Here is a 16,516-nt window from a genome sequence, read left to right on the forward strand (position 1 = left end):
GTTTACCATTGGTTGATTATCTAATATAAAAGTCTTAGTTTAACCATCGAATCACGTTGAAGTCATAACCCCCCCTTTGCCAGAACTAACTTTGCTCATTTGCTGATGTTCAGCACTTTTATTTATGCTATATTTATAAGTATGTTGTAACTAAAGAAGGAGGAACAGATGAGCCGATACGATGTTGTCGAACAGCTTCACCTCTGTGTGGCGCAGCTGGAGCAAGAGCTGAATGCGTTGCAGCAGCAAATGCTGAATTTACGGCTGCTGGCAGCCCGCGTTTTTGAATTACCTGGGGTTGAGAAAGGGAAAGAGCACGATCCGCTGACGCAAATCGCGGTCACTCAGTTAACAGGTCAACCGGCGCTTGTGCGTGCGTTATCGCATTATGGCCGTCTGTTTATGCAGCACCAGTCGGAGAAGCTCAGTACGAAAGCCGCCGTTCGCCTGCCGGGAGCGATCTGCCTTGAGGCCGGTAACGCACAGTCTGCCCTGCTACGCCAGCAAACGGTCGCCATTAATCAGCTCAAGCAGCGACTGGAACAGTTAATCACCGTAGAATCGGGCCTGCCCAGTGAGGAGCGCTTTGAATTCGTGCACACCCACCTGCGCGGGCTGATCACCCTTAATGCTTACAGAACCATCGTGCTGGTTGATGATGCAGATTCAGTACGTTTCGGCTGGGCAAATAAGCACATCATTAAAAAGGTCAGCGTTGAGGAGATGCTGGAGAAGTTGCAGAAAAGCCAGCAGTCAGGGCGTGCCGTTGCCCCCTGGACGCGTGAACAGTGGGCTGAACGCGTGGCCGACGAGATAGCAACGCTAAAGTCGCTCCCTCCGGGCGCGGCGTTAAAAATTAAACGCCCGGTCAAAGTGCAGCCTGTAGCCCGCATCTGGCACGCACAGCAGCAAAAGCAAATTCAGCTGGCATGCCCTTCTCCATTGCTGGTGATATGCCCGGATGCCAACAGCGTGCCGAAGCTGGGGGAATTAGGTCATTATGATGCAGGTAAGGTCACTCACCGCTACAAGCCTGATGCGCAATCCCTGCATCTGATTATCCCCCGCCTCCATCTTTACAGCGATCGGCTGGCTTAAGGCAGGCCAGTTTTGTCACGGGGGCGGCTTGCCCGTCAATCGCCCAACGCTGAAACGACCGGTTTACAGCTTCATGCTGCCAACCATCTCTTCCGGCCGTACCCAGGCTTCAAACTGCGCTTCAGTCAGATAGCCAAGCTGCAACGCGGCCCCTTTCAGCGTCAGTCCCTCTTTATGTGCCTTTTTAGCAATTTCCGCCGCCTTATCGTAGCCGATATGGGTATTCAGCGCGGTCACCAGCATCAGTGATTCATTCAGCAACTGACTGATACGATCGCGATTCGGCTCAATACCCCGCGCACAGTGGTGATTGAAGCAGTCCATGCCGTCAGCCAGCAGACGCACGGACTGCAGGAAATTATGGATGACCATGGGCCGGTAAACGTTCAGCTCGAAATTACCCGATGCGCCCCCCATGTTCACCGCCACATCATTACCCATAACCTGACAGCACAACATGGTCATCGCTTCACACTGCGTTGGGTTGACCTTGCCCGGCATGATGGAACTGCCCGGCTCGTTTTCCGGGATAGCGAGTTCGCCAATGCCGCAGCGCGGGCCGGAGGAGAGCCAGCGCACATCGTTAGCGATTTTCATCAGCGAAGCTGCCAGCCCTTTCAGCGCGCCATGGGCATGAACCAGCGCGTCGCATGTCGCCAGCGCTTCAAACTTGTTGGGCGCAGTGATAAATGGCTGTCCGGTCAGAGAGGCCAGCTCATCGGCAACACGTACCGCATACTCCGGGTGGGTATTCAGACCGGTTCCCACCGCCGTGCCGCCCAGCGCTAACTCCGCCAGATGAGGAATACTGTGCTCAACATGCTGCAGATTATGGTTCAGCATTGCCACCCAGCCTGATATCTCCTGCCCCAGGGTCAGCGGCGTGGCATCCTGCAGATGGGTACGGCCGATTTTAACAATGTCTTTAAAGGCTTCAGCCTTTTTATGCAGCGTGTTCTGCAACACTTTCAGCTCAGGAATAAGATGCTCGCGCAGTGCCACCACCGCCGCAACGTGCATCGCGGTAGGGAAAACGTCGTTAGAGCTTTGGCTTTTGTTTACGTCATCGTTAGGATGCACCAGACGCTGCATACCGCGTTCGCCGCCGAGGATCTCACTGGCGCGGTTAGCCAATACTTCGTTCATATTCATATTGGTTTGCGTGCCGGAACCGGTCTGCCAGATAGCCAGTGGAAATTCGCTTGGGTGCTGACTGGCTAAGACTTCATCGGCCGCCTGAACAATCGCCCCGCTGCGTTCAGCAGGTAGCAGCCCCAGGTCGCCGTTGACTTTGGCCGCTGCGCGCTTGGTCAGCGCCAGCGCGGATACCAGCTCGGCCGGCATTTTTTCCGAGGAGATGCGGAAATGTTCCAGCGAGCGCTGTGTCTGGGCGCCCCAGAGTTTATCGGCAGGAACGTCAATTGGTCCCATTGAGTCTTTTTCAACGCGATTCGCCGCCATTGCTTTCTCCTTTGATATGACTAAGTGATTTATTGGGTACTTTGCCAAACTATGCGGTGAAAAGTGCGGCATGAGTCTGACATAACCCGGTTTAAGATTATGCGACTCATTCGCGTTTATTGCATCCTGACCGCACAATTAAGGTTCTGATTGTTAGCGCTGATTCGCCATATCGCCAGTCTGAGCCGCTTTGTCACTCGGCTGCCAGCAACGCGTCGGACAAAGTCTTTACTAAGGTTTTTAAGGATTTGCTGAATTACGGCTGACGGCAGCAGGCAGAATTGCTAATATTAATAAGATATTAACCAACACGCCGGGCAGGCGCTTTCATCGCCAGAATAATGCCTGCTGATTCAGACGGATAAACCGGCGTACCTAAACTGAAATAAGGACGACAATACAGATGAAAAAAACAAAGATTGCCGTGGGTGTGATTGTCGCTTTGGGCGTAGTCTGGACTGCAGGAGCCTGGCTTACCGGTAAGCAGTTGGAAAAGAAAATGGATCAGATGGTGCAGCAGGCGAATGAGCAAATTCAACAAGTCGCCCCGGAAAGCCGTCTTAAAGTCAGCTACCAGGATTACCAGCGCGGTGTATTCAGCAGTAGCGCCCGCTTCATTCTACAAAGCAGTTCGCAAACTGAAGATAATTCCGTGCTTAAACCCGGTCAGACCGTGGAATTTAAAGAAGTTATCGATCACGGTCCTCTGCCGCTGGCCCAGTTGAAAAAGGGTAACCTGATCCCAAGCATGGCCTCTGTTCATACCGAGCTGCTTAATACCGACGCGGTGAAGAAACTGTTTGAAATCACCAAAGGCAAGTCGATTGTGCAGGGGGAAACCCGGATTGGCTATGGCGGCAGCACGCATTCCGATATTCATCTGCTGCCGACCGATTACAGCAATGCGCAAAGTGGAGAACGTTTCGCTTTTGATGGCGGTACGCTGAAAATAGCGGCGGATGATAAAGGGGATCAAATCACCTTCAACGCTGACGTTGGCAACCTGCAGCTAACCGGTAAAAACCAGCTGGACGCGGTGGTGACGTTTAACCTTAGCGGCCTGCGCCTTGATGCCAATACGCACCTCAGCGCGGAGGGGATGCGCATCGGCGACCAGACCGTTGCGCTGCAGAAACTGATTGCATCCGTGAACGGCAAGGAGGCATTAATCGCCGAGGGTTTGAACGGTAAATCAAACTTCGATTCAAAAGAGAACCGCGTCAGCGGGCAGATTGATTACACCCTCAACGGGCTGAAAATAGAGGGGCAGAATTTCGGCAAGGGCAAGCTGTCAATGAAGCTGGCGGGCTTCGACGGCAAAGCGATGAAAGCGTTTTCCGAGAATTATAACCGTCAGCTGCAGGCTCTGAGCGCCGATACCGCGCTGCAGGCCAATCCTGAACTGTACCAACAGCGCGCCAGCGAAATTCTGACCGCTAATCTGCCTCTGCTGTTGAAAGGTGACCCGTCCATCACCATCGCGCCGTTAAGCTGGACAAATGATAAAGGCGAAAGCACTTTTACCCTGGCAGCGCAGTTTAAAGACCCGGCAAACGCGGCGGCGACGGCTCAAAGCCCTTCTCAACAGCTGGACAGCGTACTGAAATCGCTGGATACCAAACTGGCCATTTCCATGGATATGGCCACCGATACCATGACCCATGTTGCGCTTGCTGAAGGGTATTCGAAGGAAGATGCCGCCAGGCTCGCCGATCAGCAGATCAAAGGCCTGGCCGCAATGGGGCAGATGTTTAAGGTGACCACTCAGCAGGACAATAACATCGTTACCCGTCTGCAATACGCTGCCGGTCAGGTGACCATGAACGGTGAGAAGATGCCGCTCGAACAGTTCCTCACGCGTTATATGATGGGTGACGCCATACCCGCCATGCCACAATAATTTTTCGCACAGAGCGCCAACCGGCGCTCTTTTTTTGCCTGTCGCCCGGTGCCTGATAAATCAGCAACTAACGTGCCTGTTGCGCAATTTGCTGGCGCTGTTGCGCAAACTATTTTTATAATGCTCTGCACTTTGACTGATAACCACCGAGAGTGCCGAAATGATCGATTCCCAGCTGCCCCTTACCGATATTCATCGCCATCTTGATGGCAACATTCGCGCGCAAACCATTCTTGACCTTGGCCGTGAGTTTAACATCACCCTGCCTGCCACTCACCTCGCAGCCCTGCGCCCGCATGTGCAGGTGATTGAGGCTGAGCCGGATCTGGTCAGTTTCCTCAACAAACTGGACTGGGGAGTGAAAGTACTGGGTTCGCTGGATGCCTGCCGGCGCGTGGCGCTGGAAAATGTGGAGGATGCTGCCCGTGCCGGCATCCACTATGCTGAACTGCGTTTCTCACCGGGTTATATGGCAATGACTCACGGACTGCCGGTGGCGGGCGTGGTAGAAGCGGTGATCGACGGTATCAAATCCGGCTGTGCCGCCCATAATATTGATGTGCGCCTGACAGGCATTATGAGCCGCACCTTCGGTGAAGAAGCCTGCCTGAATGAGCTGAACGGCCTGCTTGCCCATCGTGACGGTATTAACGCTCTCGACCTTGCTGGCGACGAGCTGGGCTTCCCCGGCCAGCGGTTCATCAGGCACTTTACCCGCGCGCGCGATGCCGGGCTGCGCATTACCGTACACGCCGGAGAAGCCGCCGGCCCGGAGAGTATCTGGCAGGCGATACGTGAACTGGGTGCGGAGCGCATCGGCCACGGGGTTAAAGCGGTGCGGGATCCGGCGCTGATGGATTTCCTGGCGAACAAGGGTATCGGCATTGAGTCCTGCCTGACGTCGAATATTCAGACCAGTACCGTAGCCTCACTGGCGCAGCATCCGCTGAAGACCTTCCTCGAACACGGTATTCTGGCTACCATCAATACCGACGACCCGGCCGTACAGGGCATTGAAATAGCCCATGAATATGACGTGGCTGCCCCGGCAGCGGGCCTGAGCGCGCAGCAAATGCGCGTGGCACAGGAGAATGGTCTTAACATTGCCTTCCTGAGCGATGCAGAGAAAGCCGTGGTACGCGCCAGAGTGGCATAACGCCCCTTGCGGTCGGCGGGCGCAGTAGCGATACGCCATGGCGTATCGCTACTGCGCAACGTGCGGGATTATTTCAGCGACACCGTCTGACGCTTTTCGGCAGACTGCAGGCCCAGCTCGATTATCTCCATCACCTGAATCGCCTCTGCGACTTTCACCGGGTTTTCACCCGTGCCGTTGACCGCATCGCGGATCCCGGCATAGTAAGCAGGATAATTGCCGGGAATAGTCAGCAAGGTCTTTTCCACCAGCGCTTCGCCGTCCAAAACCGTCAGCACGCCGTCGCGCATATCGTACCCCCACTCTGCCAGCGGCGGACGCGCCCCTGCTTTCAGGCTTTGTTCCTGTGGGTCAAGGCCATATTTAATATAGCTACCCCGGGTGCCGTGCACCTGGTAACGCGCTGAATCGGCGGCCACCAGCATGCTGGCATGCAGGCTCACGCGGCGCTGCGGGTAAATGAGCGTGGCGTGGAAGTAATCGGTGGTCACCGCGCCCGGACGTATATTAGCAATATCAAGGCTAATCGCCACCGGCGAACCAAACAGCTGTAAAGCCTGATCGATCAGATGCGGCCCCAGATCGTACCAGATGCCGCTGCCGGCACCTTGCTGCTCGCGCCAGCGCTGACGAACTTCAGGACGGAAACGGTCAAAGTGAGACGCGAAGTAGCGCACTTCACCCAGTACACCTTCCGCCAGCAGCGCTTTTAACGTCAGGAAATCACTGTCCCAGCGCCGGTTATGAAAGACCGACAGCAGCAGCCCTTTCGCATAGGCCAACGCCTCCAGCTCATGGGCCTGTGACAGGGTAACGGTAAAGGGCTTATCCACCACCACATGTTTTCCGGCGTTCAGGGCCGCTTTTGCCAGCGGGAAGTGGGTATCATTAGGGGTGGGGATGACGATCAGTTGCAGTGACGGATCGTTAAACAGCGTCTGCGGATCGGACACCACCTGAACCGACGACCACTCGGCATGAACTTTGTTCACATCACTGCTGGAGATGGCTGCCAGCTCCATGCCGGGCGTGCCGGCGATTAAAGGCGCATGGAAGGTTTTACTGGCGAAACCATAACCCACCAGGCCAACGCGGATTTTGTCACTCATTTTTCCCTCACTTAGTCGTCCACTGATTTAAGACCATCAACCGTGACAGGACAAGCGGGATTTGGCTGAAAAAAGGTTCTTAGGCACGTCGTTTAACAACCCGCTTCCCTACCCGGCAGCGCATCCGCAGCATCCATACTGCGGCGGCGAAAATCACTGGGGCTGACGCCCGCCCGTTTACGAAATACGCGCGAGAAATAGAGCTGATCGTCGTAGCCGACTTCGCGGCCAACGCTGGCTATCGGCTGCCGCGTGCTTTGCAACAGCAGCCTGGCACGCAGAACACGCTGATCTTCGCGCCAACGCAGCAAATTCACCCCCATCTGTTGGCGAAACAGATGCGCCAGCCGGGAAGGTGACAAACAGACATGTCTGGCCACCTGGTCAATTTTTACCTCGGCCGCCAGATGCTGCATAACGTACTGGCAGGCCTCCACCACGCGGGCATCGCGCACCTGCTGCTGACTGCGCGGATCTTCCTGAATGGCGCGTAACAGCAGACGTTCCAGCAGGTTCATCGCCAGCTCCTCGGCATAACGCCGCCCGGCATTGTGCGTCTCTTCAACACTGGCGAACAGGCGTTCAAACTCGTCGTGCAATGACGGCGACAGACGCAGACGGCCCACCCCCTGTTTCTGATCCTGCCATGTCAGCCAGTCGCTCCAGTACGCACGCGGACGAAAATAGATCCAGCGGTGATGCCAGCAGTCGCTGTCAGGCGAACGACCGTAGTAGTGCGCTGTTTTAGGCTGAAAAAGCAGCAGATCGCCGGGTTCGCAGTCAAAGGCTTCTTGCCCGTTGGCCACCCGACCGCGCCCTTTTATCGTCAGGTTGAGAATAAACCCCTGCATTCCCTGAGGCCGGTCGATATAGAAATCGAGCGGTCCCGCCGCATCGATTGGCGTCAGCCCCGCCACCAGCCAGGCGCTGAACAGGTAACCCGGTAACAGCGGGTTAGATTGCGCCACCGGCGCCAGATGATGATACATACCCCCTCCCATCACACCGCTTTCGCTTTCTGTTTATAGCGGTCAAAAATGACTGCCGCTAACAATATTAGTCCACGCACCACGTACTGTGAGAAAGGCGAGATATTGAGGAGATTCATCGCGTTCTCAACCGTACCGAGGATCAGCACACCGGCCACCACGTAAGAAATTTTCCCGATCCCCCCCTTGAGCGAAACGCCACCCAATACGCAAGCGGAGATAACAATCAGCTCGTAGCCTAACGAGGTCATCGGTTGACCGCTGGTCATGCGAGAAGCGAGAATGATGCCCGCCGCTGCCGATACCAGACCGGAAAGGATAAATATGATAATGCGCGTGCGCACCACCGGTACACCCGCCAGTCGTGCCGCCTCTTCGTTACCGCCAATCGCCAGCGTATTGCGGCCAAAGGGGGTTTTGTTCAGCAGAAAACCGAATATCAGCAGGGTAATCATGGTCAGCCACACCGGCGCCGGAACGCCAAGCCAGCTGGCATAGCCAAGGGCAAAGAAGCGTTCATCTTCAATACCTACCGCTTTACCGTCAGAGAAGATATAGGCCAGGCCGCGCACTATCTGCATGGTGGCCAGGGTGGTAATCAATGCGTTAATCTTCAGCCTGGCGATAACAAAGCCGTTGATAAACCCACTGGCCACGCCGAGCACTAATCCTGCCAGCACGCCGATCCACAGGCTTTCAGTCAGGTTAATCACCACCGCACAAACCACCCCGGCACAGGCAATCACCGAGGCAACCGACAGGTCAAAGTCACCGGAAGCGAGGCAAAACAGCATGCCGCAGGCCACCATGCCGGACATCGACATCGCCAGGCCAAGCCCTTTCATATTGATTAATGAGGCAAAATTGGGGATGAATAGCGTGCAGGCGATAAACAGCACGGCGAACACCACCAGCATGCCGAAATTATCCCAAATGCGGCCGGGGCGAAAACGTGACGGCGTAACTGGTTTAACGGTTGAAGTATCAGACATAATTGACTCCCGTATGTTCAGGCCAGCTGAGTGGCCGGTTGGGCGGCTTTAGGCATCGCCAGACTCAAGGTCAAGGCTTCCGTTGCATCCTGATGATCCAGCTCTCCGGCAATTTCTCCTTCACGCATCACCAGAATACGGTCTGCCAGCCCCATGACTTCCGGCAGATCGCTGGAAGCAAACAGGATGGCAACCCCCTGCTGTGCCAGCGCGTAGATCAGCTGGTAGATTTCGTTTTTCGCCCCAACGTCAATCCCGCGCGTCGGTTCGTCCAGCAGCAGCACTTTCATCTCTTCCGACAGCCAGCGGCCTAGGATCGCTTTCTGCTGATTGCCGCCGGACAGATTCACCATCAGCTGGCTGGCTGACGGGGTTTTGATATTCAGCGAGCGTATGTGCGCCTCGGCATTTTTCGTTTCCCAATCCCGGTCGATCAAACAGCCGGCCGTCAGGTGATTGCGCCTGGCGCTGATATTGATATTGTCGCGCACCGAATGCACCGCGATGATGCCATCTGCCTTACGATCCTCCGGGCACAGCATGATGCCGGCACGGATAGCATCGCCCGGCTGGCGGAGATTCAGCATTTTGCCATCCAGCCGCAGCTCGCCGCCGGAAAGGCGAGTTGCCGCAAAGACACCTTTCAGCAGTTCGCTGCGCCCGGCGCCCACCAGGCCGAACAGACCGACGATCTCCCCGGCGCGCACGCAAAGCGATATCGGGCTGCGCACCCCTTGCGCCTGCACCTTGTCCAGCCGCAGTCGCACTTCTCCCTGCTGGCGCGGGCGGTAGCCATAAATATCACCAATCTTGCGCCCGACCATCGCGGCTACCAGCCCCTCGTGGCTGATGCTCGCCATATCGTTGAAGGTGCGCACAAAGCGCCCGTCCTTGAACACGGTAATCGCATCACTAAGAGCAAATATCTCCTCCATTCGGTGCGACACATACAGCACCACCTTGTCGTCGGCGCGCAGCTGGCGGATAACGCGGAACAGCTGGTCAATTTCCCGCGCCGACAGCGAGCTTGTCGGCTCATCAAAGGCGATGATGCTGGCATTGCGCGCCAGCGCTTTGGCAATCTCAACCATCTGCCACTGACCCAGCGAGAGATATTTCAGCGGCAGGTCGGGATCGATATCCAGGCCAAGGCCGATCAGCTGACCGGCGGCTTCCGATCGCAGCCTGGCGCGATTAACCAGCCCGGCGCGCTGCGGCAGCTGACCGAGAAAGATATTCTCTGCCACCGACATCTCCGGCACCAGGTGCAGTTCCTGATAGATGATCGCCACCCCGGCGTTAAGCGCATCGGTGGTGTTGGCAAATTTCGCCGGCTGCCCGCGCAGACGGATCTCTCCCGCGCCCGGCTGATAGTTGCCGCTAAGAATTTTCAGCAGGGTCGATTTGCCCGCGCCGTTTTCGCCCATCAGGGCGTGGACTTCCCCGGCGTGGCACTCAAAGCTGATATCCTGTAACGCCCTGACGCCGGGAAAGGTTTTACCGATGCCGTGGAAGCTGAGCGAAGCTTGCGTAGTCATATTTCCCCCCATTATGTTGTAGCCACTGACAGGCGGGCCAGAACCGGTCAGATGTGCTGAACGGATGACGTGCTGATTACATCAGCCCTTTTTTCGCCAGCTCGGTTTTGAAGTTGTCACGCGTGATCAGCACCACGTCGGTGACTTCGGTAAATCTGGCCGGTTCTGTGCCGTTTGTTACCCAGTCATGCAGCATTTTGATGCTGCGATAGCCGTGTACATCCGGGCCTGGCAGCAGCGATCCATAGAACCCGGTCGCCTTAACTTTTGACAGTTCACTCACGGCATCCACGCCGTTAATGCCAATACCGATAACATCTGCGGCGTTGAAACCCTGCCCTTCGCTGGCGCGCACGCCTCCCAGCACGGTGTTATCGTTCATGCCGAGGATCAGCCAGTGTTTAACTTCGGCATGCTGCACCAGCAACGCGTTACCGGCATCGAATGCGCCGGGAATATCATTGGATTTCGTCGGCACCTGGTAGATCTGTTTTTCCGGGAAGCCGGCGGCTTTTAACGCCGCAATCGATCCGGCGGTGCGGCGACGCGCGGTATCCAGTTCGTTGGCGGTAATGGCCATCACCGCCGTCTCTTTAGCGTCCCAGCCGCGTTTCTGCATCTCTTTGTACAGCTCATTGCCCTGACGTTCGCCAATTTTGGTCGCCGCCATCATCACCAGCGGCACGCTGTCTACAGGTTTACCTTTTGCCGTGACAAACTGGTCATCAACGGCAATCACCTTCAGGTCATAGCTACGCGCTTTTGCCATAATCGCCGCGCCGAGTTTAGGATCCGGGGTGCAGATAACAAAACCTTTAGCGCCGCTGGCCGCCAGGCTGTCGATGGCATTCAGGGTTTTTTCTCCGTCCGGTATGGCAATTTTTATCACCTCAAAACCCAGCTCCTTACCGGCTTTATCGGCGAATCTCCATTCGGTCTGGAACCATGGCTCCTCCGGTTGCTTGACCAGAAAACCGAGTTTCATCGTTTCCGCGTAAGCGGAATGTGACATAACGGCGGTAAAACCTATCGCGGCCAGGGTTTTAATCAATTTGTGCATGATGCTCTCCGCTTAAGCGCCCGTATCAGGCAGAAGGTGTAATCGGTAACAAAATGACCATCTAATCATTAAACGCTTTTAAAAACAGGCATAACCTCAGCACTGACGTCCTGCCAGTGACGGTTGCAGCTTTGTTTTACCTGCAACTACGCATAAATAGGTAGAGCGCTATCACAGCCTGAAATTACAGCTGGATTATCCATAACTTCAGTGAATTTAACCTTTATGCAACATTTGAAGGCGATCGCATAAGCGTCGGTGACGACAGAAAAATACATATTTATAGCCTGCGTAACCTAACCATCGCCTCGCCAGATCCCCAGGATAGAAGTAACTGACACAGGAAGCCTGGAGGATCACTATGTATACGGGTGCCATTACCCTCGGCCTGGATTTCGGCAGCGATTCGGTGCGCGCGCTGGCGGTGGAGTGCGCCAGCGGGCGCGAACTGCATAAGCAGGTGGTGGCCTATCCGCGCTGGCAGGCCGGGCGCTACTCTGTGCCGGCGCGCAATCAGTTTCGCCAGCATCCACAGGATTATATTGACGCGCTGGAGCAGGCTATTCGTGACATTGTCACTCAACTCACCCCGCAACAACGTCGTGACGTGGTCGGTATCGGCATCGACTCGACCGGTTCCACCCCCGCCCCCATCGACCGTGAAGGTCGGGTACTGGCGCTGCGCCCCGAGTTTAGCGACAACCCCAATGCGATGTTTGTGCTGTGGAAAGACCACACCGCCATTGAAGAGGCGGAAGCCATCACCCGCCTTTGTCACAGTGGTGAATTTGAGGACTATTCTCGCTTTATCGGTGGCGTTTATTCGTCGGAATGGTTTTGGGCCAAGATCCTGCATATCAGCCGCGTTGACGCCGCCGTGCGTGAGGCGGCGGTCTCCTGGGTCGAACTGTGCGACTGGGTTCCGGCATTATTAAGCGGCACCACCGCGCCTGACTCGCTGAAACGTGGGCGCTGCGCTGCCGGGCATAAATCGCTCTGGCACCCTTTGTGGCAAGGTCTGCCGCAAGCACGCTTTCTTAACGCCCTCGATCCCACGCTGACGCGTAACCTCGATTATCCCCTGTTTAGTGAAACCTGGACCGCCGATCGCCCGGTCGGCCAGCTCAGTGACGAATGGGCAGCCCGACTCGGCCTGCCGGGCAAAGTGGTTATCTCCGGCGGCGCGTTTGACTGCCATATGGGCGCAGTTGGCGCGGGAGCCAGGCCCTATACGCTGGTGAAGGTGATTGGTACTTCAACCTGCGACATTTTGATTGCCGATGCACAACGGGTCGCCGGCCGGGCGATTAACGGTATTTGTGGTCAGGTGGACGGCAGTGTACTGCCGGGCATGATTGGGCTGGAGGCCGGGCAATCGGCTTTCGGCGATATGTACGCGTGGTTCAGCCGCCTGCTGAGCTGGCCGCTGGTACAGGCAGCGCGGCAGCAGCCCGCGCTGCGCCAACAGCTTGAGCAGATCAGCCAGACGCTGCTGGAAGATCTGACCGCCGCATGGGCTGCCGAACCGCAGCTCGACCATCTTCCGGTGGTGCTTGACTGGTTTAACGGCCGACGTACCCCTTTCGCTAACCAGCGTCTGAAGGGGGTGATCGCCGGGCTGAATCTCGGCACCGATGCCCCGGCGCTGTTCGGCGGTTTTATTGCCGCCACCGCCTTTGGCGCACGCGCCATCATGGAGTGTTTCGAACAGCAGGATATCCCGGTGCAGCAGGTTCTGGCGCTGGGTGGCATCGCTCGTAAATCCCCGACCATTATGCAAGTGTGCTGCGATGTGATGAATCGCCCGCTTGATATTGTTGCTTCCGACGAGTGCTGCGCACTGGGTGCCGCCATTTTTGCCGCCGTGGCCGCCGGGGTTTACCCGAATATTCCCGCCGCGCAGACGCAGATGGCCAGCCCGCTGGCATACACTCTGCAACCGGCCCCGCAACGCGTCCTGCTCTTACGCCCGCTTTATCAGCGTTACCTTGACTGGTGCCAAACGGCCGAACCGCTGTTTGCACCTGACCTAATATCCGTCGATGAGGAATGATTTATGACACAGAGAGATGAACGCAGCGTCTGGTTTGTCATTGGTACGCAACATCTCTACGGCGCAGAGACTTTGCGCCAGGTGGAACGCCATGGCCAGCAGATAGTGGATGGCTTAAACCGCTCGGGTACACTGCCCTACAGGCTGCAACTGCGGCCGCTGGTCAAAACCCCTGATGAAGCTCTGGCGCTGTGCCGCGAAGCAAATCATCACGGCGATTGTCTTGGCATCGTTGCCTGGCTGCACACCTTTTCCCCGGCCAAAATGTGGATCGGCGGTTTGACGATCCTGCATAAACCGCTGTTGCAGTTTCATACTCAGTTCAACGCCGAAATCCCGTGGGACAGTATCGATATGGACTTTATGAACCTGAATCAGACTGCGCACGGCGGGCGCGAGTTTGGTTTTATCGGCGCACGCATGCGCCTGCCGCACCAGGTGGTCACCGGGCACTGGCAGGATAATCGCGCCCGGCAGCGCATCGGCCAGTGGATGCGCACGGCGGCGGCCCTGCAGGCCAGCCAGCAGCTCAAGGTGGCACGCTTTGGCGACAATATGCGTGAAGTGGCGGTGACCGAAGGGGACAAGGTGGCGGCGCAGATTCAGTTTGGTTACGCGGTAAACGGCTGGGGCGTTGGCGATCTGGTGGAGGTCATCAACCAGGTTAGCGATGGCGATGTCAATGCGCTGGTTGATGAGTACCAAAGCTGCTACGCGTTCAGCGCCGCGGCGGCGGCCAAACGCCAAAATGTACGCGATGCCGCCCGTATTGAGCTGGGCATCAAGCGTTTCCTTGATGATGAAGGCTGCAAGGCGTTTACCACCAACTTTCAAACCCTGCACGGCATGACGCAGCTGCCGGGGCTGGCGGTGCAGCGCCTGATGCAGCAGGGTTATGGTTTTGCCGGTGAAGGCGACTGGAAAACCGCCGCCCTGCTGCATATCTGTAAGGTGATGGCCGGGGATCTTGCGGGCGGCACCTCGTTTATGGAGGATTATACCTACCACTTTGCAGCGGATAACGACCTGGTGCTTGGCTCCCATATGCTGGAGGTGTGCCCGAGCATCGCCAGTGAAGCCAGGCCGCTACTGGACGTTCAGCCGCTTGGTATTGGCGGTAAGGCCGATCCGGCGCGCCTGATCTTCACGGCTAAGGCAGGGCGGGCAGTCAATGCCAGCATGATTGATATGGGCGATCGTTTCCGTCTGTTGGTCAATGTGGTGGATGCTATTGAGCTACCGCACGCTCTGCCGAAGCTGCCGGTGGCGCGGGCGCTGTGGCGGGCGCAACCGTCGCTCGCCACAGCATCAGAGGCGTGGATACTCGGCGGCGGCGCACATCATACGGTCTTCAGTCAGGCGTTAACGGTGGACGATCTGCGGCTGTACGGCGAGATGCAGGGGATTGAGGTGGTGGTTATAGACGAACAGACTACTCTGCATGGCCTGCGCGATGCGCTGCGTTGGAACGAGGCTTATTACCGTCTGAATCAGCGTTAAGAACAATGTGACATTCAGGAAGTCTCTTCATGACCGCATCATTAGCCTTGTTAATATGACGTTGCGGCTCCCATCCATCCCGATCGGAAGCGGCGTGCCGCCTTGGCGCGCCACTCTGCCCGGAGAGTCATCTCCGGGCCATCCTGTCAACCAGGTCTGCGATGCACGACTAGCCAGCACGCTTTTTTATTTTTTCATGAATCTCGTCATCGGCGGGAAGTGTTTTAAGGACCGCACTAAGACATATGTCGATATGCTCTTGCGCCCCCCGTCCCACATCGTCATTACGCGCGCTCGCTAGCGCGTTATTTAACATACTTTGGTAATGTTCACCTAAATAAAGCAATCTGTGATTTTGAGGCTCTTCAAGCATCATAAGAACCGCCTGTTCCCGTTCTAATTCCCGTTTCTCCGGAGTTGAGAGACAAATGCTTGAGGATAGAGGTTTCGAGCAACATTCAGGTGAGTTTGCCACTGTTGAAAGTTTTTCCATGACTGGCGAGGGGGGCGTGTTAACCCTATGGGAGAAGTGAGCGTCGCCAACGGGCGGTGCTTGAACGTGATTTGCACTACTTTCTGAAATGGACAGCATATGATTGTCTCCTGAGAAAAATCACCATACTTCAACCGCAGATGGCCTGCCTTATAAAAAACGCTTGTATTTTCGCCCATCTCCCGTGGCTGCGGTTCATAATGATATTTCCGTTAAGCATTTCACACTTCACCGACCTGTCATCCGCCTTGTGCCGCGAGCAGATCAGTATTTATGCCTGGCGGCTGCCGTGCGGCCACGGTCTAAACAGAGAAGCCTGCAGAAGCCTGAAGCAAGGCTAAGCGGGCATTGCCCGGCCCTGATGCTGTACAGATAATGCTGACCACCGTTAACAAGGCTTATTCAGGCTTAACCTGCCTTATCAGGTGGCCTTTTTCAGACAAACTTACTGCCCTTTGCCGATCATCGCCTTATACTGGCAACCTGGAGGGTTTGATGAATACTGCGCGTCTGGCACCATATAGCCCGGATACTTACAGTAAAATCCCGTTAATGACCTGCACAGCGATATTACGTATAATTGCGCTTATCCTGCATATTGCCCCCGGGCAACCTGCTTTTTGCTGTCAACGGTTGATGATGTCGGCCGGATAAGGACTAAATGTGGCTGTAGATCCTCAAACCCGCCTTGGCGGTTGGCTGCTGGTGCCGCTGGCCTGGTTGATAATGACGCTGCTGACCAGCGCGCTGGTAATGGCGATGTACCTCAGCGCCCTGTTCGACCCGGCAATGCGCAGCGCGTTGTTCAGCCATCCTCAGGCAGCCTTTATGCAGTGGGCCGCTTCGCTGCTGACCTCACTGCTGGTGTGGGGCTACAGCGCCTGGGTAACATGGATATTCTGTCAGCGTTCCCGGCGTCTGCCGCGTCATTACATTATCTGGCTGCTGTTGAGCGTGATGCTGGCGTTAAAAACCTTTGCTTTCTCTCCGGTAACCGATGGCGCGGCAATACGTACCCTGCTGTTTGCCCTGCTGGCAGCCAGCGTGCTGGTACCCTATTTCCGCCGTTCCCGGCGGGTGAAGGCGACATTTATTGAGCAATGATGTGCAATAAATCGTCAAAAATTTAATCCTGAGTGCGCTGTTGTACAGCGCATCGCTTGCGGC

Annotated in this window: 13 protein-coding genes; 6 read left to right on the top strand and 7 right to left on the bottom strand. The window is 56.1% G+C overall.

Going from position 1 to position 16,516, the window contains the following annotated elements:
• Window positions 1-168: 168 nt before the first annotated feature.
• Window positions 169-1,098 carry a DNA replication terminus site-binding protein gene (tus, locus tag EPYR_RS09310; protein WP_012668156.1) on the top strand — a complete coding sequence of 310 codons (930 nt, stop codon included), beginning with the start codon at window positions 169-171 and terminating at the stop codon, window positions 1,096-1,098.
• Window positions 1,099-1,161: 63 nt separating this feature from the next.
• Here tus and fumC read toward each other — a convergent pair whose 3' ends face one another.
• The gene (gene fumC, locus EPYR_RS09315) at window positions 1,162-2,559 is read right to left on the bottom strand and encodes a class II fumarate hydratase (protein ID WP_012668157.1); all 1,398 of its coding nucleotides are present in this window, start codon (window positions 2,557-2,559) and stop codon (window positions 1,162-1,164) included.
• A 403-nt stretch (window positions 2,560-2,962) separates the two neighbouring features.
• Here fumC and EPYR_RS09320 point away from each other — a divergent pair, with 403 nt between their 5' ends.
• On the top strand, window positions 2,963-4,459 hold the full coding sequence (locus EPYR_RS09320; protein WP_012668158.1) for a YdgA family protein: 1,497 nt from the start codon (window positions 2,963-2,965) through the stop codon (window positions 4,457-4,459).
• A gap of 160 nt (window positions 4,460-4,619) precedes the next feature.
• Complete coding sequence (add, locus tag EPYR_RS09325; RefSeq protein ID WP_012668159.1) at window positions 4,620-5,615, top strand: adenosine deaminase; 996 nt, start codon at window positions 4,620-4,622, stop codon at window positions 5,613-5,615.
• Window positions 5,616-5,683: 68 nt separating this feature from the next.
• On the opposite strand, the gene EPYR_RS09330 is transcribed toward add, so the two are convergent.
• The 5 genes from EPYR_RS09330 to EPYR_RS09350 form a co-directional block, all read right to left on the bottom strand.
• Window positions 5,684-6,724, bottom strand: a complete 1,041-nt coding sequence (locus EPYR_RS09330; protein ID WP_012668160.1) for an oxidoreductase — start codon at window positions 6,722-6,724, stop codon at window positions 5,684-5,686.
• Between the two features lie 92 nt (window positions 6,725-6,816).
• A complete protein-coding gene (gene araC, locus EPYR_RS09335; protein WP_012668161.1) occupies window positions 6,817-7,713 on the bottom strand; it encodes an arabinose operon transcriptional regulator AraC in 897 nt (298 codons plus the stop codon).
• A gap of 11 nt (window positions 7,714-7,724) precedes the next feature.
• Complete coding sequence (araH, locus tag EPYR_RS09340) at window positions 7,725-8,705, bottom strand: L-arabinose ABC transporter permease AraH (protein WP_012668162.1); 981 nt, start codon at window positions 8,703-8,705, stop codon at window positions 7,725-7,727.
• A 17-nt stretch (window positions 8,706-8,722) separates the two neighbouring features.
• On the bottom strand, window positions 8,723-10,243 hold the full coding sequence (gene araG / locus EPYR_RS09345; RefSeq protein ID WP_012668163.1) for an L-arabinose ABC transporter ATP-binding protein AraG: 1,521 nt from the start codon (window positions 10,241-10,243) through the stop codon (window positions 8,723-8,725).
• 76 nt (window positions 10,244-10,319) lie between these two features.
• Complete coding sequence (locus tag EPYR_RS09350) at window positions 10,320-11,303, bottom strand: arabinose ABC transporter substrate-binding protein (RefSeq protein WP_012668164.1); 984 nt, start codon at window positions 11,301-11,303, stop codon at window positions 10,320-10,322.
• Between the two features lie 361 nt (window positions 11,304-11,664).
• On the opposite strand from EPYR_RS09350, the gene EPYR_RS09355 reads away from it, so the two are divergent.
• Window positions 11,665-13,356, top strand: a complete 1,692-nt coding sequence (locus EPYR_RS09355; RefSeq protein WP_012668165.1) for a ribulokinase — start codon at window positions 11,665-11,667, stop codon at window positions 13,354-13,356.
• Between the two features lie 3 nt (window positions 13,357-13,359).
• A complete protein-coding gene (araA, locus tag EPYR_RS09360; RefSeq protein WP_012668166.1) occupies window positions 13,360-14,856 on the top strand; it encodes an L-arabinose isomerase in 1,497 nt (498 codons plus the stop codon).
• A 169-nt stretch (window positions 14,857-15,025) separates the two neighbouring features.
• Here the strand turns inward: araA and EPYR_RS09365 are convergent, their stop codons facing one another.
• Complete coding sequence (locus EPYR_RS09365; protein WP_012668167.1) at window positions 15,026-15,232, bottom strand: hypothetical protein; 207 nt, start codon at window positions 15,230-15,232, stop codon at window positions 15,026-15,028.
• Window positions 15,233-16,012: 780 nt separating this feature from the next.
• Here EPYR_RS09365 and EPYR_RS09370 point away from each other — a divergent pair.
• Window positions 16,013-16,453 (top strand): DUF2569 domain-containing protein, encoded by a 441-nt coding sequence (locus EPYR_RS09370; RefSeq protein ID WP_012668169.1) that lies wholly within the window; start codon window positions 16,013-16,015, stop codon window positions 16,451-16,453.
• Window positions 16,454-16,516: the final 63 nt, after the last annotated feature.

Source organism: Erwinia pyrifoliae DSM 12163, assembly GCF_000026985.1.
Lineage (GTDB): Bacteria > Pseudomonadota > Gammaproteobacteria > Enterobacterales > Enterobacteriaceae > Erwinia > Erwinia pyrifoliae.